16 protein-coding genes, 1 tRNA gene and 1 other RNA gene are annotated in these 21327 nt (G+C 59.6%); 11 read left to right on the top strand and 7 right to left on the bottom strand.

Going from position 1 to position 21327, the window contains the following annotated elements; genetic code table 11:
* The first annotated feature begins 25 nt into the window (after nucleotides 1-25).
* On the top strand, nucleotides 26-583 hold the full coding sequence (locus IM764_RS01850; RefSeq protein ID WP_099299116.1) for an NADPH-dependent FMN reductase: 558 nt from the start codon (nucleotides 26-28) through the stop codon (nucleotides 581-583).
* Nucleotides 584-604: 21 nt separating this feature from the next.
* Here IM764_RS01850 and hisN read toward each other — a convergent pair whose 3' ends face one another.
* Nucleotides 605-1426: a histidinol-phosphatase gene (gene hisN, locus IM764_RS01845; protein ID WP_194186727.1), complete on the bottom strand. Its 822-nt coding sequence runs from the start codon at nucleotides 1424-1426 to the stop codon at nucleotides 605-607.
* A gap of 117 nt (nucleotides 1427-1543) precedes the next feature.
* Nucleotides 1544-2413: an inositol monophosphatase family protein gene (locus tag IM764_RS01840; RefSeq protein ID WP_228073201.1), complete on the bottom strand. Its 870-nt coding sequence runs from the start codon at nucleotides 2411-2413 to the stop codon at nucleotides 1544-1546.
* A gap of 39 nt (nucleotides 2414-2452) precedes the next feature.
* On the opposite strand from IM764_RS01840, the gene prfB reads away from it, so the two are divergent.
* Together prfB and IM764_RS01830 are read left to right on the top strand one after the other, a co-directional pair.
* Entirely contained in the window at nucleotides 2453-3580 is a 1128-nt protein-coding gene (gene prfB / locus IM764_RS01835; RefSeq protein WP_194186665.1) for a peptide chain release factor 2, read from the top strand.
* Nucleotides 3581-3695: 115 nt separating this feature from the next.
* Nucleotides 3696-4805, top strand: coding sequence for an alkene reductase (locus IM764_RS01830; RefSeq protein WP_194186664.1), 1110 nt, complete (start codon nucleotides 3696-3698; stop codon nucleotides 4803-4805).
* Nucleotides 4806-5078: 273 nt separating this feature from the next.
* On the opposite strand, the gene IM764_RS01825 is transcribed toward IM764_RS01830, so the two are convergent.
* From IM764_RS01825 to IM764_RS01815, 3 genes are all read right to left on the bottom strand, one after another.
* The gene (locus IM764_RS01825; RefSeq protein WP_370551511.1) at nucleotides 5079-8561 is read right to left on the bottom strand and encodes a proline dehydrogenase family protein; all 3483 of its coding nucleotides are present in this window, start codon (nucleotides 8559-8561) and stop codon (nucleotides 5079-5081) included.
* Between the two features lie 175 nt (nucleotides 8562-8736).
* Entirely contained in the window at nucleotides 8737-8907 is a 171-nt protein-coding gene (locus IM764_RS01820) for a hypothetical protein (RefSeq protein ID WP_159460971.1), read from the bottom strand.
* A gap of 178 nt (nucleotides 8908-9085) precedes the next feature.
* On the bottom strand, nucleotides 9086-10852 hold the full coding sequence (locus IM764_RS01815) for an AbgT family transporter (protein ID WP_228073200.1): 1767 nt from the start codon (nucleotides 10850-10852) through the stop codon (nucleotides 9086-9088).
* Between the two features lie 157 nt (nucleotides 10853-11009).
* Between IM764_RS01815 and ftsE the strand changes: the two genes are divergently transcribed.
* The 5 genes from ftsE to ssrA all read left to right on the top strand — a co-directional run bounded on the left by ftsE (nucleotide 11010) and on the right by ssrA (nucleotide 14911).
* Nucleotides 11010-11699: a cell division ATP-binding protein FtsE gene (gene ftsE, locus IM764_RS01810; RefSeq protein ID WP_099299122.1), complete on the top strand. Its 690-nt coding sequence runs from the start codon at nucleotides 11010-11012 to the stop codon at nucleotides 11697-11699.
* Between the two features lie 2 nt (nucleotides 11700-11701).
* Complete coding sequence (ftsX, locus tag IM764_RS01805; protein WP_194186663.1) at nucleotides 11702-12604, top strand: permease-like cell division protein FtsX; 903 nt, start codon at nucleotides 11702-11704, stop codon at nucleotides 12602-12604.
* 98 nt (nucleotides 12605-12702) lie between these two features.
* Entirely contained in the window at nucleotides 12703-13254 is a 552-nt protein-coding gene (gene smpB, locus IM764_RS01800; RefSeq protein ID WP_099299124.1) for an SsrA-binding protein SmpB, read from the top strand.
* Between the two features lie 134 nt (nucleotides 13255-13388).
* Nucleotides 13389-14486, top strand: coding sequence for a hypothetical protein (locus IM764_RS01795; RefSeq protein WP_194186662.1), 1098 nt, complete (start codon nucleotides 13389-13391; stop codon nucleotides 14484-14486).
* Nucleotides 14487-14536: 50 nt separating this feature from the next.
* Nucleotides 14537-14911, top strand: a transfer-messenger RNA (tmRNA) gene (gene ssrA / locus IM764_RS01790).
* Between the two features lie 146 nt (nucleotides 14912-15057).
* On the opposite strand, the gene IM764_RS01785 is transcribed toward ssrA, so the two are convergent.
* Nucleotides 15058-16548, bottom strand: coding sequence for a glutamate--cysteine ligase (locus tag IM764_RS01785; protein WP_194186661.1), 1491 nt, complete (start codon nucleotides 16546-16548; stop codon nucleotides 15058-15060).
* Nucleotides 16549-16754: 206 nt separating this feature from the next.
* Complete coding sequence (locus tag IM764_RS01780; RefSeq protein WP_099299136.1) at nucleotides 16755-18194, bottom strand: sodium:alanine symporter family protein; 1440 nt, start codon at nucleotides 18192-18194, stop codon at nucleotides 16755-16757.
* Nucleotides 18195-18401: 207 nt separating this feature from the next.
* On the opposite strand from IM764_RS01780, the gene pgm reads away from it, so the two are divergent.
* The 3 genes from pgm to IM764_RS01765 all read left to right on the top strand — a co-directional run bounded on the left by pgm (nucleotide 18402) and on the right by IM764_RS01765 (nucleotide 21234).
* Entirely contained in the window at nucleotides 18402-20081 is a 1680-nt protein-coding gene (gene pgm / locus IM764_RS01775) for a phosphoglucomutase (alpha-D-glucose-1,6-bisphosphate-dependent) (RefSeq protein WP_194186660.1), read from the top strand.
* A gap of 150 nt (nucleotides 20082-20231) precedes the next feature.
* On the top strand, nucleotides 20232-20966 hold the full coding sequence (locus IM764_RS01770; RefSeq protein ID WP_194186659.1) for a thioredoxin domain-containing protein: 735 nt from the start codon (nucleotides 20232-20234) through the stop codon (nucleotides 20964-20966).
* 195 nt (nucleotides 20967-21161) lie between these two features.
* A tRNA-Ala gene (locus IM764_RS01765) sits at nucleotides 21162-21234 on the top strand.
* Nucleotides 21235-21327: the final 93 nt, after the last annotated feature.

Here is a 21327-nt window from a genome sequence, read left to right as displayed (position 1 = left end):
CGTGGCGAGTGACGAAAGGACAGGCATGAAGATCACCGCTATCGTCGGTTCTGTACGCAGGAACAGCGCTGGACATCAGATCGGCGAATGGGTCGCTGAACAGGCAGAATTCGCCACCAGTGAGCTCACCGATGTGCAGCTGGATGTCCAGTACCTCGAGGATTTTGACCTCCCGCCGGTCACCTCGGAGGTTGTGCCTATGGCGCAGAACAAGCAGTACGACGACGAGCGCGTGGCCCGTTGGTCTCAGGTGATTGATTCCTCCGATGCGTTCCTGTTCGTCACCCCCGAGTACAACCACAGCGTCCCCGGAACGTTCAAGAATGCCGTGGACCTGCTGGGTTCCGAGTGGGTCGGCAAGGTCGTAGGCTTCGTGGGATACGGCTTCACGATGGGCGCTCGCGCGGTGGAGCACTGGCGACAGATCGTCTCCAACTTTGAGATGCATGACGTGCGCAGCCAGGTGGGAATCGATCTGGCTACCGCCCTGGATTCCGATGGCAAGGTCGTGGTTCCTGAAGGCGCAAACGCGCAGCTAAAGGGCGTGGTGGAATCCATCGCGAGGGCTGCACAGAAGCTGTAAAACTAGCGTCCAAACAATTGGCTACTGAGCGGCCAGCTTAGAAACGGTCTCCTCATGTAGGAGGCCGTTTGTTGCGATTGCTGAGCCGCCGTGTGGTCCGTCAACGCCGGTGATGTCCGTGAAGCGCCCGCCGGCTTCCTCGACGATGGGTGCCAGTGCGGCCAAATCCCACAGGTTTACTTCCGGCTCTGCAGCGATATCGACTGCACCTTCGGCTACCAGCATGTAAGACCAGAAATCTCCGTATCCGCGCAGGCGCCACGCGCGGTCAGTTAGGGAGAGCAACTGCTCGCGCAAGCCGCGGTCTGCCCATCCGGACAGTGAGCTAATTGCCACTGAAGCATCTTCGATCTTGCCCACCTTGGACACTGACAGCTGACGAGGTGCGGCAGACGGTACCTGGCCGCCTACGGGAACCGCGGGAGTAGCGAAGCTGCGCCATGCGCCGGTGCCCTCAGCTGCCCACCAGCGGCGGGACAGGGCTGGTGCGCTGACCATGCCCAAAACCGGCTTGCCGTCTACCAGCAGACTGATCAACGTAGCCCACACGGGAACGCCACGAACAAAGTTCTTGGTGCCATCGATAGGGTCGATGACCCACTGACGGCCGGTCAGAGTGACGTCGCCACCAAATTCTTCCCCTAGAACGCTGTCCTCCGAGCGATGGGTGGAGAGCATGGACCGGATTTCTTTTTCCACCGCGGTATCGGCATCGCTGACGGGCGTGAGATCAGGCTTGGATTCCACTTGGAGGTCGGTCGCTTCGAACCTCGCCATGGTGATGGTGTCAGCGGCATCGGCGAGGGCGAGAGCCAGCGTGAGATCGTCGGCATAAGGCGAGATGGTGGGGGAGGACTGGGAATCCGTCATGCATCGAAGTGTAACCCGCGAACGCGGGCTAGGGGAAGTGGAAAACGGCGCATTTTCCCATTTCGCTGTGAAAGCAGTGAAAAATGTTACCTATGTGAGGCTCGCACGAACCGCTTCCACACAGTCCTTCGCACCCGCAATGGACCACTGCGTGCCGCCGGACTCCACTCGCACAGACGCGCCACCGGCCCCCTCGATCAGCGCTCGGCCCGGCAGCCAATCCCAAGAGGCGACGCTGCGTTGCATCCAGCAGCCGTGCCGACCCGAAGCCACCCCAGCCATGTCCACCGAGGCGCTGCCCAGCATGCGGACCGTAGCGAATTGCTGAGTCACGCCCGTCCACGCCGCGGTGACATCCTCGCGCTTCAGGTCCGTGGGGTGCAGGTAGGTGGCCAAGCAGGTTTCCTCCGGCGTTACCGCAGAGATCGTCACGGGCTTGCCATCCTCCGTGGTCGCAATGTTTGGACCCCCAAACCACGTCTGGCCCATGGCCGGACGGTGCACCGCGCCGAAGATCACGCGGGTCGGATCCTCCGGCTCGCCCTCCACCAGAGCCAGCGCGCTGCACCAGTAGTCCGAACCAGTAGAGAAGTTGTACGTGCCGTCCACCGGATCCACCACCCAGGTCCGTCCAGACGCAGAAGGTTTGCGGGTTCCCTCTTCGCCGAGAAGGCCGTCGCGAGGCCGAATCACGGTGAGGGCCTGACTGATGAACTTCTCCGCAGCATGATCAGCCGCAGTAACCACGTCAGACACGCTGGTCTTTTGCTCCGTAGTGAGGCCGGACTCGCGCATTCTCCACGCCAGTCGCCCTGCGTTGTACACCAGCGCCTGCGCGAGGTGCTCGTCCGCGTCATCCACGTGGGCCACGATGAACGTCTTGATGATCGCGTCCAGCATCTCCTCGGGGATTGGGGAGTTCGGTGAAGTCTGGGAAGAGGTTGAGGATTGTTGAGCCATGCATTCTATTGTGCATGCTGGCAGGTAGACTTGCGCATTATGCAACCGGAAGTTACTGCAGATCTGAAGGAACTGGACGGCACCCTCACCACCATCGAGAAGGTGCTGAACCTCGAAGACCTCGCGGATAGAGCGCGCGAGCTGGAGGACCAGGCTGCAGACCCCTCGCTGTGGAACGACCCGGATTATGCGCAGACCGTGACCAGCGAACTCTCGCGCGTGCAGGCCCAGCTCAAACGTGTCCGTGGGCTGCGCCAGCGCTTGGAAGATCTACCGGTGATGTATGACATGGCGGAGGAAGAGTCCGCGGATTCGCCGGAGGAGGCCAAGGAGGCCATCGTCCTGGCTGATGAGGAGCGTGGCGAGCTGCGCAAGGAAATCGAGTCGCTCGAGGTCACCACCATGCTCTCCGGCGAGTACGACCAGCGCGAGGCAGTGGTCAACATTCGCTCCGCTGCGGGTGGTGTGGACGCGGCAGACTTTGCCGAGATGTTGCTGCGCATGTACACGCGGTGGGCGGAAAAGGCAGGTCACAAGGTGGATCTGTATGACGTTTCCTATGCCGAGGAAGCCGGCATCAAGTCCGCAACCTTGGTGGTGCATGACGAGTACATGTACGGGACGTTGTCGGTGGAGCAGGGCACACACCGTCTGGTCCGTATCAGTCCGTTCGACAACCAAGGTCGACGCCAAACTTCATTCGCAGAAGTTGAAGTCCTCCCCGTGGTGGAGCAGACGGACCACATTGACATCGATGAAAACGATATCCGCGTGGATGTGTACCGATCTTCTGGCCCGGGTGGACAGTCCGTGAACACCACCGATTCCGCGGTGCGCCTGACGCACACTCCCACCGGCATCGTGGTGACGTGCCAGAACGAGAAGTCGCAGATTCAAAACAAGGCCTCTGCTATGCGCGTTCTGCAGGCCAAGCTGCTGGAGCGTAAGCGTCTGGAGGAGCGTGCGGAGATGGACGCGCTTAAGGGCGACGGCTCCAACTCTTGGGGTAATCAAATGCGTTCTTACGTGCTGCACCCGTACCAGATGGTCAAGGATTTGCGGACGAACTTTGAGGTCAACGACCCATCTAAGGTGCTCGATGGCGATCTGGACGGTTTCCTCGAGGCTGGTATCCGCTGGCGGATGGCGGAGCAGCAGGGATCCTAGCTGGTCGTGGTAGCTTTTGTTGCTGCGCGGAATAATCTGCGTGCCTGGTGCCTTGAACCTTGCACGTGGTCCTGTACCGGACCTCAAGAAAACTTATTTCACTGCAGGAGGAACTATGTCTCGATCGTCAGCCGCGCTATTTCAGCCGTTGGAACTTGGCCGTTATCAGCTGCATAACCGCGTGACCATGGCTGCGCTGACGCGTCAGCGCGCCGGGCGGTCCGGGATTCCCAACGATTTGCACGTGGAGTACTACTCACAGAGAGCTTCTGCAGGTTTGGTCGTCACCGAGGGTACGTTTCCTGCGGTGAGTTCTCGCGCATTCCCTGGCCAAGCAGGAATCGAAACTCAAGAGCAGCAGGATGGCTGGCAGAGGGTTGCCGAGCAGGTGCACCACAACAACGGTCTGATTTTCATGCAGATTATGCATGGTGGTCGGATGTCCCATCCTGACTTGCTGGGAGGCAAGCAGCCAGAGGCTCCCAGCGCGCTGGCTAGTGGGTCGGCTGTGCACACTTTCGAAGGGAAGGCCGAAGCGCCAGTTCCACGTGCGTTGGAGACGGAAGAGATCCCTCGTATCGTCGAAGAGTTCCGGGCCGCTGCACGCCGCGCGGTGGATGCTGGCATTGATGGTGTGGAAATCCACGGAGCCAACGGTTACTTGTTGCACGAGTTCCTCTCGCCTGGTTCCAACCACCGCACGGACGAGTTTGGTGGCAGCGTTGACAATCGAATTAAGCTGCCGGAAATGGTGATTCGCGCTGTTGCCGAGGAGATTGGCGCAGACCGAGTGGGCGTGCGATTTTCTCCCGAGCACAACGTGCAAGGCGTGCTGGAGACGGATCCTGAGGTCACGCGAGAGACTTACCTAGCTCTGCTGAATAACCTGGCTAAGCTGAACCTCGCATATGTCTCTGTTCTGCACAAGGATTCGACGAGCGGTGAGCTAATCGGGAAGATGGTGGAAGCTATCCGCTCCAACGGAACTACCAAGACTCTATTGAACACTGGCTTTGGCACAATTACGGACTTGGATGGGGCGGAGAAGCTGATGGACAGCGGCCGCGCCGATGCCGTATCCGTGGGTCGTCAGCTAATCGCCAACCCGGATTTGGTGCGCCGATGGAAGGACGGCCTGGAGCTTAATGAACCGAACGCGGAGACCTTCTATGGCGGTGGGGAAGTGGGCTACACGGACTACCCATTCGCCGACGAAAGCGTTTAGCAAATTTGGCGGAACGGAATTTTAGTAGAGTCGTTGAAGCTTAAGCGAGCATAAGCGTTACGAAGTTTTTGAACTCTTGGCCCCCAAGGACAGTTTCGGCATCGACTGGGGGTTTCAACGTCTAGGTTTCCAAGGAAGGCTAAGCGACTGCGGTCTCTGTCAGCATTGGACGAGCGAGTTGGCAGGCGATCCAGCTAGCGCGCACAAAGGCCCTCGGTAAGACACGCGTTGTGCCTTACCGAGGGCCTTTTCGCGGCCTAAATTGTGCGAACCTTAAGGGGTTAGGCCGTGGATGTAGCCGAAGCGGTGCTCGGTGGTGGAGACCGCCTGCTCGAGGAGCATGGGCAGCAACTCACGGCGTCCTTCAGCCAGAATGTCCTGATCCAGGATCACGCTGCCGGAATCAGCGGCGGCTTCGTAGAGCTCGTCCGGTGCCGAGCCCACCACTCGCACGCGGACGGACTGGGCGGTAGAAATCTCTTCAGCGAAGTCGGAATCGCTGATGATGCGCATGCTCTGTCCCAGCTCGCCGAAATCGGTGGACACGTCGTGATCAGCGGAAATGTCCAGGTCCGTGCCGGTGGCCGCGGCACCCAAGCGCAAGCGCAGGATGTCGCGAGGGTTGGCATCGGCGTGCACTCGAACACGGAGTGGCTCCAGCAATGGCTTGTAGCGGAACACGTTGGATTCCACGATCAGCGCCGTCTTATCATGTTCCACGCCGAACTCGGTCTGCATGGCGTAAGCATCGGATTCCGCCGCCTGGCGTAGCCATGCGTGATCTGCCCTGGACAGCGCAGGGGAGCCCAAGCCCAAGATCTCCCGGAGCATCTGCGTGATGTGGGTAGGCAGTGATGCGGAGACCAGCTGATTGAGATCGCCCTCGGTCCATCGACCCTGCTGGGAGACGTAGTTTGGACCGCCAGCCTTGGCACCATTGCCGATGCTGGAGTTCTTCCAACCGCCGAAGGACTGGCGGCGAACGATAGCGCCGGTGATGCCGCGCTCCACGTATGCGTTGCCCACCTCGACCTTCTCGCGCCATAGGGCGGTCTCGTCCACGTCGATGGTGTGGATGCCGCCGGTTAGGCCGAAGCCCGTGGAGTTCTGCCACTCAATGGCTTGTTCCAGGGTTTCGGCGTGCATGATGCCAGCCACAGGGCCGAAGCACTCGTGGGTGTGGAACCAGCTGCCGGGCTTGACGTTATCGCGCAGGCCAGGGGACCACAGGGTGCCTTCATCGTTGAGCTTTTCCGGCTTGACCAGCCACTTTTCGCCCTTTTCCAGCTTGGTAAGTCCGCGCATCAGTTTTTCACCTGGCTCGGCGATCACGCCGTTCATCCAGGTGGATATGTCGTAGCCCGGTCCCACCTTGATGGACTTCACAGCGTCCACCAGCTGGCCGACGAAGCGCTTGGACTCTCCGATGGAACCCACGGTGATGATCAATGATGCCGCGGAGCACTTCTGGCCCGCGTGACCGTACGCGGACTTGTAAATGTCCGCCACGGCCAAGTCAGGATCCGCCGCCGGGGTCACGATGATGGCGTTCTTGCCGGAGGTCTCTGCGTTGATGACCATCTCTGGCTTCCATCCGCGGAACAACTTCGCGGTTTCGGAAGCGCCGGTGAGGATCACGGATTCCACCTCAGGGTGGCTGATCAGGCGCTGGCCTGCATCTGCCTCGTCCGCGTTGACCAGCTGCAACTGATCTTCGGTGACTCCCGCTTCGCGCATGACATCCACGAAGACCTCAGCGATGCGCAGCACCTCAGGTGCAGGCTTAAGGATCACACAGCCGCCTGCTGCCAGTGCAGCCAGGCAACCGCCCACGGGAATAGCGATGGGGAAGTTCCACGGTGGGGTCACAACCACGGTCTTGTATGGCGTGAACATGCTGCTGCGCTGACGATCCAATTCGCGGGCGCACTCGGCGTAGTAGCGTGCGAAGTCGATGGCCTCGCTGACCTCGGGATCAGTCTCGGCGATGGTCTTACCGGCCTCGAATACGGCCGCCGAGATCAGGCGGGAACGGTTGTTGGCCAGGGCGTCTCCCACCTTGTCCAGTAGTTCAGCGCGTTCGTGCCCGGTCTTCTGAGACCAGGATTCGCCGGCTTGCTTGGTCCGCTCGACTATGGCGTCGATCTCCGAAGGATCGGTGACCAAACGAGACGTTGGCTCGCCGGGGTCGGAGGAGGGGTCCACGATCTGGCGCGCCCACGCGCGGTTGGCCGGCAACGTTGGGTCGGTGTCCGGCTCGTTGACGAAGTTGCCTTCGGTGGCCCCGCTACGGCAGCCGAGTTTCTGTTCTTCTTCCTCAAGGCGGTTTTGTTGCCGACGCCGACCTGCAAACGTATCCCAACGGTCGCGCACGGAATTGCGGAAACGCATTTCCTGGGACTCCATGGGGGACATGCCCGGTGTATCCGAATCAGAACTATCGTCGCTGAACAGGGCGTAGAGGAAGTTCTGCTTGGCGCCGTTCTCCTCGAGTCGGCGGACCAGGTAGCTCACGGCCACGTCGAAATTCTCCTTCTTCACCACGGGGGTGTACAGGATGACCTGGCCGGTGACCTCGCGCACGGCAGCAGCCTGCGCGGGAGCCATGCCCTGGAGCATTTCGATGTCTAGTTGTGATTCCACACCGCGAGCGACAGACAGTTCGTGAGCCAACCCCACGTCGTAGAGGTTGTGGCTGGCCACACCGATGCGCAGGCTATCTGCATGCTCGGGGCGCAACACCCAGTCCATGAGGCGGACGTAGTTGGCATCCACCTCGGCCTTGGTGAGGTAAGGAGCCTGCGGCCAGTCGTGCACCTCTGCGTCCACGCGCTCCATGGACAGGTTGGCGCCCTTGACCAGGCGGACCTTGATGGGCGCGCCACCGCGAGCAACGCGCTCCTTGGCGAACTCGGCCAAGTGCTGCAGGGCACCCAAGGTGTCTGGCAGGTAAGCCTGTAACACGATGCCGGCCTCCAGCTCGAGGAATTCTTCCTCGCCCAGCAGTTCGGTGAACAGCTTCAGCGTGAGCTCGAGATCCTTGTACTCCTCCATGTCCATGTTGATGAAGGGGTGCGGGTTGCGGTTCAGCGCTTGGCGGTACAGCGGGCGCAGGCGATCCTTCAGGCGCTCGGTGGAGCCATCGATATCCCAGTGGTTGAGCTGAGAGACCACGGCGGACGCCTTGACGGAGACGTAGTCCACCTTGGGGTTCTTCAGTAGATCCAGAATGTCATCGAGGCGACTCTGCGCCTCGGCCTCGCCCAGCACGGCCTCGCCCAGCAGGTTCAGGTTAAGGGTGAAGCCATCTTCCTTGGCCTTGTCCAGCATGTCGTCGAGCGCCTGAGATTCGGCATCGAGCACCAAGTGACCCACTGTTTGTCGGAGGTAGGTGCGGGCGATGGGCATGACGACGTTGGGCAGCAGGGGAGCGGCGATGGAACCGGCCGAGACGAGGAAAGTATCCAGTAGACCCATGAAGCCTGGGGTCTCTGACTTCTTGTTCAGTGGGCTGGCGATCTTGGCGAACTCGTGTGCTGCGACCTTGTTGTCTTCTGGGCGAGCCACGCGGTCGACGAATGCGAAGGTGAACTCCACGCCGTTCGGATCGTGAACCATGTCTGCCAGCTGCTGGGTGGACTTGGAAGTTTCCTCCACCTCCAGCCACTTTTCAGCGCGACGAATCGCCGCACCTACGGACGCTTCGACATCCTTCGAGAGGCGGTCAGTGTGTGGATCCAACGTTTCGGTAGGCACGGAACGGTCGGTGGCAACCGTGTGTGAATTGTTCTCTGAAGCAGACAAGGTCTGTCCTCACATTCTTTTTCGGTGCTTGAGAAAGCTCCGCTGGGTCGCAGGGGAGTGCTCAATGCGGATTGTTTTGTTGGTGAAGTACGGGTGAGTGAACCCGAAGAGTGGTTAGTGAGCTGCGTTAGCCGACGGGCGGGCGGTCACCGTCGAGGCGAACGAAGTGGTGAGCACCCGCGATGTCGATGGTTATTGGCCAGTAGGCCGAGTGGTGCGGGAGGGGGTTAATGGTGCCAGCATCTGGAGACAGCAATGCACCCCGCGCACAGCGTGCGGTGCGGGGTGCATTGCTCATCTAGCGCTCCTGGTGGGTGGTGGGCTGTGTCTGCCAAAGTGGCAGCGTGGCATATGTGGCCAGCCTACATATCACCTGAGATCCGGGCAGAAAGTTTTACATTTTCTGCAAATTCCTTCAAGGCTAAGCCGCTAGAATGTGCGTTTTCCGCCATGCGGCCAATAGATTCGATGCCTGTCTACTGCGGCAGCGTGTAATCCATCGGCGTTCCTGGACCCAACGGTAGGCCGGTGAACCACCACAGGCAGAAGAACAGGAACCAACCCACGAGCATGGCCACGGAGTAAGGAATGGCCAGTGACATTAGTGTGCCGATGCCGGACTTGCTGTAGTAGCGCTGCAAGAACGTCAACGCCAGAGCAAAGTACGGGCTCATCGGAGTGATGATGTTGGACGGCGAATCGCCGATGCGGAACAGCATCTGGGTGACTTCTGGGGACACGTTGACGTACATGAACATCGGCACCACCACGGGTGCCATCAGCGCCCACTGTGCCGAACCGGAGGTGATGAACAGGTTCACCACGGCCACCAGCAGAACAAAGGCGCCGAACATCACCAGTGGTGGGAGGTCCCAGCGCTGCAGCAGCTCGGCGCCGCGGATCGCAGTCCAGTTGCCCAGGTTGGACCACTGGAACCATGCGAGGAACTGGGAAACTGCGAAGAACAAGACCATCATTGGCAGCAAGGTCTTTAGTCCTCGAGCCATGAACTCCGGAATATCGCCTGGGGAATTGATGGTTCCGGCAATTACGCCGTAGACCAGTCCAAGGAAGAAGAATGCCAGGGTGATCGGTACGGCTACGTCCTTGATCAGTGGCGATTCCATGACCTCGCCACCTGGTCCCTGCAGAGGGGAGCCACTGAAGAACAGTAGCGCGAAGTAGGCTGCGAGCATGACGATGGATGCAATGCCCGTCCATACCAGCGCCTTAACCTCGCGGGGGCTAAGCTTCAGGCTCTCTTCGAGCTCTTCGTCGCTCTGTTCCTTGGATTGTTGCTTGTCAGATTCCGCGCCGTCGGAACTGTTCTCTGCCGTGTCGAACAGGTCATCGTCTTCGGAGTTGTTCGCGCCGGCCGCACGGTCAAAGCTGAGCTCTTCGTAGTTGATCTCATCGTGGTTGACCAGCTCGTGAGCCTTCTTGTTCATGTATAGCTCGGTGACCGCGGTGATGATCAGGGCTAGCACGATCGCGGAGAAGAAGACGAAGAAGTAATTGGCCAGCGGGGAAACCTCGTAGTCCGGCTCAACGATGCCCGCCGCCGTGGAGGAGATTCCTGCCAGGAGAACATCAGTGATGTTGAGCACCAGCGAAGAGTTGAAGCCTGCCGAGGATGCGGCAAAAGCCACCATGGCTCCCACGATGGGCGAGCGTCCCATCGCGCGGAAAGACATGGCTCCAAGCGGGATGAGAATCACGTACACGGCGTCGGAGGCAACAGAACCTGTTACACCTGCGAGGGCGACGGCGAACGTGAGGGTACGCGGGCCGACCTTGGCCACCATGGCGCGGATCACCGCGCTGATGAGGCCGGTTTGTTCGGCCACGGCCACACCCAGCATGACCACGATGATCAGGCCCAATGCGGGGAACGTTACGAAGTTCTCCACTGCATCGCCGACCATCATGCTGATGCCCTCGGTGGAAAGCAGGGACTTCACCAGGATCGGGTCGCCCGTGGCTGGGTCGGTGGCCTGCATGTTGAACAGGGTGCCGATCCACGAGGTCACGGCTACGAGTCCGCCAATGATCACGAACAGCCAGAAGGGATCCGGCAGCTTGTTGCCCAACTTTTCAACGAAGCCCAGGAAACCGGATGCGTTTTCCTGGTTATTCTGGCCGGCCTTTTTGGGGGTCTTGCTCTTGGCCTTGTTGTTGGCTGCGTGTTTTTTCGACGCCATGCCGGTGGCGGTGTCTGGATCTGTAGATGCCGAGCTACTCATGTCTGTTCGTGTCCTGTAGTTCCTCGAGGCGTCATGTGATGTGGCTCATTGAACCACACCGGAATGCATTTATGTGCACTGATCGCGAAATGCACCAAGTGCAACGTGAGTCACATTGGTTACAATAGTCACACTATTGTGGCTACACTGACGGGTTGTGATCACATTCGACAAAGTATCCAAGAGCTATCGGACGTCCACTCGTCCGGCGCTGGACGGTGTCTCCGTAGATATCGATAAGGGAGAGTTCGTCTTTCTCATCGGCCCGTCCGGTTCCGGTAAGTCCACGTTTCTGCAACTGATGCTCCGCGAAGAATCACTAGATTCCGGAGATCTTCACGTGGCTGACTTTCATGTCAACAAGCTGCGCGGACGCGAGGTGCCCAAGCTGCGGCAGCGCATCGGGTACGTCTTTCAAGATTTCCGCCTGCTGCCCAAGAAGAACGTCTTCGATAATGTCGCCTTCGCCCTCGAGGTGATCGGCAAGAAGCGCTCAGAGATCGAGCGCCTAGTGCCGGAAGCGCTCAAGACCGTGGGTCTGGAAGGCAAGGAGCGCCGCTTCCCGCACGAGCTGTCCGGTGGTGAACAGCAGCGCGTGGCCATCGCCCGCGCCTCCGTGAACCGCCCGCTGGTGCTGTTGGCCGATGAGCCCACCGGCAACCTGGATCCGGACACGAGCTCGGAGATCATGCTCCTGCTCAACCGCATCAACCAAAACGGCACCACCGTGGTGATGTCCACGCACGATAACGTCGCCGTGGACTCCATGCGTAAGCGTGTCATCGAGCTGTCTAAGGGCCGAGTCATCCGCGACGATGCGCGCGGCCTGTACGGAGTGGGGCGTTAATTATGCGATCAAATTTTGTTATCCGTGAAGCCTTCACAGGTTTGCGTCGAAACGCCACGATGACCATCGCGATGATCATCACCACCGCAATTTCCCTGGCGCTGCTAACCACCGGCCTGCTGCTCACGCAGATGACCGAGCGCACCAAGGACATCTACATCGACCGCATCGAGGTCATGGTGCAGCTGGATGATTCCATCTCTGCACAAGACCAGGATTGCTCCTCGCCAAAGTGTGCAGAGCTGCTGAATAAGCTGCAGTCCGATGACACGGTTAAGTCCGTGAACTACCGCAACAAGCAGCAGTCCTATGACCGCTTCGTGGATCTTTTCAGGGATTCTGACCCGCGCTTGGTGGAGCAGACCAGCAAGGATGCCTTCCCGGCCGCGTTGCACGTGCACTTGGAAGATCCCACCGAAGACGAGGCAATCGACGGCATCCGTGATGCACCGGGTGTGCTGAACGTGGTGGACCAGGGCGATGACCTGCGCGCCGCGACGAACAACCTGGACGCGATCCGTAACGCCGCGTTCCTGGTGGCAGCGATCCAGGCCGTGGCTGCCGTGTTCCTGATTGTGAACATGGTCCAGATCACCGCGTTTAGCCGCCGCAACGAGATCTCCATCATGCGTATGGTGGGCGCTTCGCGCTGGTACACCCAGGCACCGTTCGTTTTGGAGGCAGTGGTCGCCGCCGTCATCGGTGCGCTACTGGCCTTGGGAGGCATGTTCGCTGGCAAGTTCCTGGTGGCAGATAACGCGCTGCGTTCGTTGTACGACGCCAACCTCATCGCTCGCATCACCACGGCCGATATCTGGCTGGCAGCACCGTTCATGGTGATCGTTGGCGTTCTGGTTGCCGCGGTAACTGCGCAGGTGACCTTACGTTGGTACGTGAAGAACTAAGCGCTGAGCTCTTCATCGCTTAGTTCTGCTGTGTGCAGTTCGCGCAGTGACGAGCATTTTCGATCCCCCCGCAGGTAGATGCTAGGATTCCTTGAATCATGGCGAAAAAGGCAGCACCGGTTGATTCCGGTAAATCGAAGGCAAAGTCCAAGAATAAGGGCAAGGACGGCTCCGGTAAGGGACCCGGCCCATTAGTCGTTGCCACTAATCGCAAGGCACGCCACGAGTACTCCATCATCGACACCTTCGAGTGTGGTGTGGTTCTAGTGGGAACTGAGGTCAAGGCCCTGCGGGAGGGCAAGGCGAGTTTGGTCGACGCCTACGCCACCATCGATGAAGGTGAAGTCTGGCTGCGTGGTTTGCACATTCCGGAGTACACCATGGGCCACTGGACCAACCACTCGCCGCGACGAGTCCGCAAGCTGTTGCTGCACCGCGGGGAGATCGATTCCCTTATGGGTAAGGTACGCGACGGCAACTCCACGTTGGTTCCGCTGCAGCTGTACTTCGTCAACGGCAAGTTGAAGGTGGAACTGGCGCTTGCCCGAGGCAAGCAGGATTACGACAAGCGCCAGGACATCAAGCGTCGCACGGAAGAGCGCGAAGTGACCCGCGAGCTGGGGCGTCGCATCAAGGGCATTAACGCTTAAGCACGCTTTACCGAATTCAGACTTTGGGATCATTCCCCCGCAGCACCACTACTGCTAGCGTGCAATTCTGACGCGCGGTCTGCGCGGTGGCAGTTTCATGTGGCTCAATTTCAGCGATGCGGGAGGTCTGGTTCATGGAGCGCTGGAGTGCCCAGCACGCCAAGGTGGGTTTGGTCGAGGTATTCGTTGGCACATTCGCTGAGCTGCGCGAAGTGGATCCGGATTTTCCTCAGAGCACGGTGGGAAAGCTTGCCGAAGATTTCGATGACGGGGCGGATGTTGAACAGGAGACGGAAGCAGCATCGTCAAACGTGAGCGCGTCGGATCGGGCGAGTGACCTAGAGAAGCTCAAGGCGAAGAACGCAGAGAAGCCCACCATCATCGGGAAAATACTGCTCACGGTGAGCGAGGCGATGGAGGACCACCCCTACCTGGTGAAGGTCAATGACCAGGTCATCGCACGCCAAGATTCGCTCAAGGAGGTCAAGCTCGACCTCTCCCAGAAGGAAGACGAAGACGGGAACAAGCGCTTCAAGAAGGGCGACGAGGGAGCACGTGGATTCCACCGCGAGCTCGCCGTGGCGAAACCGTATCTGAAGCTCGAACCCGGAGTGACGAACTCGTTCCTGCGCCTGGCCACCATTGAAGCGGGCGGTGTGACCCTGGAGATGAATGCCCCGCCGGGCTCGAAAGGCGCCCAACGCCTCCAAGCGATGGAAGAAAGCCCGTTCAAGCGCTGGTTCTATCCGCTGCTCACCGGGTTGGGGAAATCCGGATGGGCCATCTTTGCCCTGGTTGTCCTGCCCCTACTGGGAAAGATCATCGAGCCCATCATCCGCTGGCTCGCGCAGTTCATCCCCGATTGGGATATCAACATCCCCTGGCCGCACATCAACTGGCCTCACATCGATATCCCCTGGCCACACATCAACTTGCCGAGTATTCCCTGGCCAGACTGGCAACTTCCACACTGGGACTTGCCGTGGATCGTGGAGTTGGCACTCGAATATCCCAAAGTCTGGATTCCAATTGTCCTTGGCATCCTCTTCGGCATCTCCTCTGTGAAGCGCGGAAAGAAGTCCCGAGAAGCCAAGCTGAAAACAGAACGACAGCGGCTCGCCACAGCCATGCACGCTCGGATTCAGCACATGGAAACCCAAGCACCGACCACAGGCGTGCAGGAAGAATTAGCTGGTGAGGGGGAAGTGGCGTCGAGAAAAGAAAAAGAGTAACCTGAACCTTCCTGCTGGATGAACACGTTCCCACAGCAGGGATTGCACAAGGGGTCGATTTGGTTTCGACTTCGTGCATTGAGCCAGGGGAAGCGTGCCGGTGAAGGCGATCGACCACCGTAAGCGTCGACGCAACCCTATAAGCGCCGAGAACACTCAGCGCGACTACGCCCTCGCTGCCTAAGCAGCGACCGCGTGTCTGTCGGCCTAGGTTTGTCTCTGACCTAGCAACCGGCATCGACTAAAGAGACTTGCTGCACGGCCGGGTTGCTCGGGCCGTGCGGGACTCCTTAGAGCAACTGGGCTCATCATCCGGACTGGTTCGCAAGATCCGGAGGGCCGAGTAGAGATAACTGCGAACTGCGCACGGAGAAGCCCTGGCGAGGTCGCGAAGGACCCGGGTTCAATTCCCGGCGGCTCCACAGAAAGAAAAGTTCCCCTCACTTGTTTATGCAAGTGAGGGGTTCTTTTTTCGTTGATGAGTGCTTGGTGGGGGCAGCCGGACGCACGTGGGTTTCGGGTCCGTTGATTCGACGCAACCCTTGCGCCGGATAAGCGAGTGAGGCCAGGATTACTGCATCGTCGTGGGCCAGGTGTGCACAGGCTCGCCCGTTTCCTGCAGCTCGAGGTAGCGCCGTAGAACCTTGGCGATAGCTTCGCGTCGCTCCGGGGAGTCGGGAGCTGTCATCTCTCCGCCAGCCTGGCGCAGTGCCGCGACCTGCCAAGACGCGCCGTTCTGATGATTGCGCATGCGCCCTTCGATGATGCCCAGGTACTTGTCGATCAGCTCCGCATCCACATTCAGCGCCTCCAATCCCTGACGGGCCTGATCCAGCAGGTACTCAGAAATCAGCTTGGTCACCGGAATGCGTCCCAGGGTGGGCCACACCATCTCCGCGTTCAGACCATCACGGGCTCCCGCGTTGAAGTTATCGTGAGCATCAGTAAACGGCAGGCGGGACCACACAGGCCGAGCCTGGTTGCCCAAGTACTTCACCAGTCCGTAATAGAAAGCAGCATCCGCAACGATGTCCGCCGGGGTGGGGCCCGCGGGCAGCAGACGGTTTTCGATACGAATGTGTGGCTGATCCGTGCCCGGATCGTAGATCGGACGGTTCCAACGCCACACCGTGCCGTTCTGCAGGTTCAGGTAGTGCAACGCCGGGTTCTCGCCGTCCAGAATCGGCGTGCCCGCATCCGAGCGATCCTCCGGCAACAGCGGTGAGAAGTAGCGGACGTTTTCCTCAAACAAGTCGAACACGCTGGTGATCCAGCGTTCGCCGAACCACACGCGAGGGCGCACACCTTGGTTCACCAGCTCATTCGTGCGGGTATCGATGGCTTGATAGAACAGCGGAACGCGGGACTCGTGCCACAGTTGGTGACCAGCGAACAGGGGAGAGTTGGCACTGGCTGCCACCTGAATGCCGGCGATGGCCTGGGACGCATTCCATGCATCCGCAAACCGGTTCGGCGCCACCTGCAAGTGCAACTGCATCGACGTGCAGGCGGATTCCGGAGCGATGTCTTCGAACTCGTGGCCGTAGTGCTCGTCTCGCGAAATGTCGATCCGCACCAGCTCGCCGCGTGCCTCGATCACGGAGTTGCTCAGTGCTCGGTAGCGGTTCTCGCGAGTCATCCACGCAGGGTCAGTGAGAAATTCCGTGGTCAACGAGGGGAGAGTGCCGATCATCGCGACGCTTGCGTCGGCCTTGCTTGCGGCCTCCTTGACCGCGCCCAACCGCGCGGTTAATTCCTCCTGCAACTGGCTGAGACCAGTGCCGTTGATGGTGTGTGGAGGGAGGTTGAGCTCGACATTGAATGAGCCGATCTCCGATTGGTACTCGTCGGACAGCTCGGCAAGAACAGCCTCGCCACTGCGGCTCGGCTGCATCTGCTCATCGACGAGGTTGAGCTCCAGTTCCAAGCCGATGGTGCCTTCATCGATAAAATCCGCGGTCTGCAAGAGGCGATCGAAAACCTCGAGGTCTCCCATCAGGCGCTGGCGGTAACGCGTGCGCTGTTTTGGAGTGTAAGTGTCAGAGGAAACTGCATCGCCCATAAAGTTCAGAGTAGAGCAAAGTGGGGCGAATGATGTGGTGCAACTGTGCCATGAGCGGATCCGGCCGAGGTTCCTACCGAGACCACCGGTGACGTTCCTGCTGCTGAGTAATCCTCAGCAACCCTAAATAAAGGGCACCGCACACACTGTGCGATGCCCTTCATTTTTGTTTTGGTGCTGCCACTTGCTCAGCTCAGGAGCAAAGCCTACGTACGCCACGGGTTCTTGGTTTCCACCAGGAACTGGTGAACGTCATCCGGGCGCGCCCGCAGCTTCGGGTCAAACGCTAGGTAAGCCTTGGTCTCGCGAACCACCAGGCCGGATAGCAGGATCAGGCCAATCAAGTTTGGTAGCGCCATCAGGCCGTTAGCCAAGTCCGCGAAAGTCCACGCCAGCTCCAGCTCGGTTGTGGCGCCCACGAACACCACGCAGGTAAAGATCATGCGGTAAGGAAGCGAAGCCCACGCGCCAAACGCACGCTCCGCGTTGCGCTCACCGTAGTAGGACCAACCCAAGATGGTGGAGAAGGCGAAAAACACCACGGATACGGAGACGATTGTTCCGCCCCATTGGCTGCCGATGCCAGTGCTAAACGCCGTGGCGGTCATCGTCCCCGCAGCTTCCTTGCCTTCTTCCCACGCGCCCGTGGTCACGATCACCAGACCAGTCATGCTGACCACGATGATCGTGTCGATGAAGGTCTGAGTCATGGACACCAGTCCCTGGCGGACCGGGTGCGTGGTCTTTGCCGCAGCAGCCGCAATAGCCGCCGAACCCATGCCGGACTCATTGGAGAAGATGCCGCGAGCCACGCCCATCTGCAGCGCCATGATGATGCCGGAGCCCAAGAAGCCACCCACTGCAGCGGTACCGCTAAAAGCATCGCTGAAGATCAAACCCAGTGCGGAGGGGATCTTGGAGACGTGGATACCTAGGACGATGAATCCACCGATCAAGTAGATGATGATCATCAGCGGCACGAAAGCACTGGTCACGCGCCCGATGGCCTGCACGCCACCCAGCAGAACTGCACCCACGAACACGAACATCACCACGCCACTGATCCACGGCTCGATGTTGAACGTGTCATGCAGGCCAGCAGACACGGCGTTGGCCTGCGTGAGGTTGCCGATGCCGAAGGAGGCGATGATGGCTGCGATGGTGAAGAACCACGCGAGGAACTTGCCGAAACCGCTCGACAGCCCGTTGGCCAAGTAGTACTGCGGACCACCATTGATATTGCCGCGGGAATCACGGGTGCGGAAGCGCACACCCAGGAATGCCTCGCTGTACTTCGAGGCCATGCCGGCCAGGCCCGTGATCCACATCCAGAACAAAGCGCCCGGTCCTCCCACACCAATCGCCGTGGCCACGCCCACGATGTTGCCCACACCCACGGTGGCAGCGAGAGCGGTGGTCAGAGCCTGGTACTGGGAGATGTCACCCTCGCCGCCGTCGTCGTTGCGGTCGATCAGACCGTGGCGAAGAGCAACCGCGAGATAGCGGAATTGGATACCGGCCAAGCGAATAGTGAGGAACAGCCCGGTGCCCAGCAACAGCGGAATGAGTAGGAACGGACCCCACACAATCGAGTCGATAGCGCTGAGCTTCTCATTGAGGCTTTCAGCAAATGAAACGTCAGTCATGGGAAAAACGTACTAGGAAAATCTCACCTCGAGAACTTATTTGGACAACTTCCCCGTGGTTTCTCGGTGAAGGGGGTGGAAAAGGGGAGGTGGTTGGCGTCGAGAAAACAACACCACATCAACGCACGCATTTGGGGGAGAGTGCCCGCGACACCCGCCGCAAACTAGGGCAGTCTGGAGACATAACCCACAACAAAGGAGCACGTCATGCACCCACGCGCCGGGCAGCCTGCCCTCCCAGAAGACCTCACAGACATCCCCGCCCTCCTAGCGGCGTACAAAGGCATCCAGCCGGATCTCACGGATGCGGGCCAGCGAGTCTCCTTTGGTACCTCGGGTCACCGTGGCAGTTCTTTCGATGGTGCGTTTAATGAGGCGCATATTTTGGCGATGACGCAAGCAATCGTCGATTATCGCCGCGAACAGGGCATTAATGGCCCTCTGTTCATCGGCAGGGATCCACACGCGCTGTCCGAACCTGCTCATGCCACCGCACTGGAGGTGCTGGCCGGCAACGGTGTGCGCACTTTTGTGGATGCCGAGGATGGCTTTGTTCCCACCCCGGCGATCTCCTTTGCGATTCTGGAGCACAACAAGCAGCTGCCGGGTGGACCGGAGGGAACGGATCAGGGGCGCGCGGATGGCATCGTGATCACGCCGTCGCACAACCCGCCGCGCGATGGCGGCTTTAAGTACAACCCGCCCACGGGTGGACCTGCGGATACGGACGCGACCTCGTGGATCGCAGACAAGGCGAATGCCTACCTGGATGCGGGGCTGGAGGGCGTGCAGCGGGTGGATTCTGCTGGTGCGAGCTCTGTAGAAAGCGCGGAGGGCATCGAGAAGTTCGATTTCCTCAATACCTATGTCAACGCGCTGCCCGAGGTCATAGACCTCGACGCGATTCGGGAGGCAGGCGTCCGCATCGGGGCCGATCCGATGGGCGGTGCGTCCGTGGCGTATTGGGCCCGCATCGCCGAGGTTCATAATCTGGAACTGACAGTGGTCAATGATCAGGTAGATCCTGCTTTCGGCTTCATGACTTTGGATACGGATGGAAAGATCCGCATGGACTGCTCCTCACCTTCGGCCATGGCGAGCTTGGTCAACACGGTGGCAGGGCAAGAGTCCAGCTCCTATGACATCGCCACGGGTAACGACGCAGACTCCGACCGCCACGGCATCGTCACCCCGGATGCCGGCTTGATGAACCCCAATCACTACTTGGCCGTGGCCGTGGACTACTTGTTCTCGCATCGCGAACAGTGGCCGGTGGAGGCGGCCGTAGGAAAGACACTGGTCAGCTCCACGATGATCGACCGCGTAGTGGATGGTTTGGGGCGCCCGCTCAACGAGGTCCCCGTGGGCTTCAAGTGGTTCGTTCCCGGGTTGGTCAACGGCAGTGTGGGTTTCGGTGGCGAAGAGTCAGCCGGGGCATCCTTCCTGCGTAAGGACGGCACAGTGTGGTCCACGGATAAGGACGGTATCATCGCAGACTTGCTGGCCGCGGAGATCCTCGCTGTGACGGGGAAGACCCCGTCCCAGCGATACGCGGAGCTGGAGGAGACCTATGGTGCACCGGTGTACTCCCGCATCGATGCGCCCGCGAACCGTGAACAGCGCGAGACGCTGAAGAAGCTCTCCGCTGCTGATGTGACGGCCGAGGAACTGGCAGGCGAGCCCATTACCGCCATTCTCACGGAAGCTCCGGGAAATGGTGCTGCCATTGGCGGATTGAAGGTGACCACAGACAATGCGTGGTTTGCAGCCCGTCCGTCCGGCACGGAGGATAAGTATAAAATCTACGCGGAGTCCTTCAAGGGTGAAGAACATCTGCAGCGTGTGTTGGAGGAAGCCCAGGCTGTGATTGACCAAGTGCTGGCCTAATAGTTTGCTGGCAATTGGGCTCTGACCGGGGAAGTCATTGGAGACGAGGCCCCTTCAAGGGTTAGGGTTGATTCATTATCATGCGCGTCGCGCGCAAAATCGTGCGCGAGCGGTGCACGTTGCTGACAACTCCTGAAAGGATTCACGTCTGTGAGCCAGAAGATCAAAGCCCCAAACTCTAAAGCTGGAAGTGGCTTTTTGTGGATTATCGTCGCGATTCTCGCGATTGCCGCAGTAGTAGTTTTCCTGGTGGTGCGTAACAACACCGGTGGGAATCAGCTGGCAGCTGAGATGCCGCAGGAAGATGTGAACTTCACTGTGGCGCGCGAGGGTAACTCCGTGGTGTTGGCTTCCCAGGACCTGAAGGCGGACGCTCCCGTGGTGGAGATCTTCGAGGACTTCAGCTGTCCTCACTGTGCTGGGCTGGCGGAAGCGGATCACGAGGATTCCCTGCAGGCTCTGAACGAGGGCAAGGTCAAGATCAAGTTCAACTTCCTGAACTTCTTGGACGGCGAGGCCACCGGTTCTTCTACCCGCGGTGCGGCTGTGGCCTTAGCAGTTGCTGAGACGGGTAACGCGAAGGCGTTCTGGAACGCACACACCGCGTTTTTGACCAACCAGACTGAGGTTGCCCGCAAGTGGGATTACGAGGAGTTTGGTCAGGCTCTGCAGGCGTACGACCTAGACCAGTCCGTGATTGATTCCATCTCCAGTGGTGAGGTTCAGGATGCTGTGCTTCCCGTGGTCAAGGCCAACGCCGATGACCTGACCGAGCGCGAAGGCTCCGTATCTTCTCCGTTGGTTTACGCAGACGGCAAGCGGGTAGAGCTGAAGAAGGGACCGGACAACAAGGTGCAGTCCTGGGTTCCGGACGTGGTGAAGTAGGCCCTGTGAATTCCTGACGTTGAGGTGCCCAGTCGCAGTGAGGCGGCTGGGTTTCTTTTTGGCCGACGCCATGCTCCCCACAACCCCTTGCGAACTGGCGATTTGTTTGGCTGCAAGCTGTTCGGGTAGCTTTAAGGACGTTCAATTCGCAGTTGAGATTCGGGTCTTTGGACTTGATAACCAGCCGAAATGTACGGGGCTATGGCGCAGCTGGTAGCGCACCACACTGGCAGTGTGGGGGTCAGGGGTTCGAGTCCCCTTAGCTCCACGGAAAGAATTTCAACCCGGTCTTTTGACCGGGTTTTCTCTTGTTTTGATGCGGGGCTGGGGAAGCGGTGGCGGGTAGCTCTCGACCCTTCAA

Source organism: Corynebacterium sp. ED61 (genome assembly GCF_015233855.1).
Taxonomy (GTDB): Bacteria; Actinomycetota; Actinomycetes; order Mycobacteriales; family Mycobacteriaceae; genus Corynebacterium; species Corynebacterium dentalis.
This window is presented reverse-complemented; position numbering and strand designations above follow the sequence as displayed.

What these genes read in the sequence shown, in the direction of transcription:
- IM764_RS01780 (WP_099299136.1), bottom strand. Translation starts at nt 18,194, where the DNA reads ATGACTGACGTTTCATTTGCTGAAAGCCTCAATGAGAAGCTCAGCGCT.
- smpB (WP_099299124.1), top strand. Translation starts at nt 12,703, where the DNA reads ATGGCGAAAAAGGCAGCACCGGTTGATTCCGGTAAATCGAAGGCAAAG.
- IM764_RS01830 (WP_194186664.1), top strand. Translation starts at nt 3,696, where the DNA reads ATGTCTCGATCGTCAGCCGCGCTATTTCAGCCGTTGGAACTTGGCCGT.
- IM764_RS01850 (WP_099299116.1), top strand. Translation starts at nt 26, where the DNA reads ATGAAGATCACCGCTATCGTCGGTTCTGTACGCAGGAACAGCGCTGGA.
- IM764_RS01785 (WP_194186661.1), bottom strand. Translation starts at nt 16,548, where the DNA reads ATGGGCGATGCAGTTTCCTCTGACACTTACACTCCAAAACAGCGCACG.
- IM764_RS01795 (WP_194186662.1), top strand. Translation starts at nt 13,389, where the DNA reads ATGGAGCGCTGGAGTGCCCAGCACGCCAAGGTGGGTTTGGTCGAGGTA.
- IM764_RS01820 (WP_159460971.1), bottom strand. Translation starts at nt 8,907, where the DNA reads ATGAGCAATGCACCCCGCACCGCACGCTGTGCGCGGGGTGCATTGCTG.
- IM764_RS01815 (WP_228073200.1), bottom strand. Translation starts at nt 10,852, where the DNA reads ATGAGTAGCTCGGCATCTACAGATCCAGACACCGCCACCGGCATGGCG.
- prfB (WP_194186665.1), top strand. Translation starts at nt 2,453, where the DNA reads ATGCAACCGGAAGTTACTGCAGATCTGAAGGAACTGGACGGCACCCTC.
- ftsX (WP_194186663.1), top strand. Translation starts at nt 11,702, where the DNA reads ATGCGATCAAATTTTGTTATCCGTGAAGCCTTCACAGGTTTGCGTCGA.
- IM764_RS01840 (WP_228073201.1), bottom strand. Translation starts at nt 2,413, where the DNA reads ATGGCTCAACAATCCTCAACCTCTTCCCAGACTTCACCGAACTCCCCA.
- pgm (WP_194186660.1), top strand. Translation starts at nt 18,402, where the DNA reads ATGCACCCACGCGCCGGGCAGCCTGCCCTCCCAGAAGACCTCACAGAC.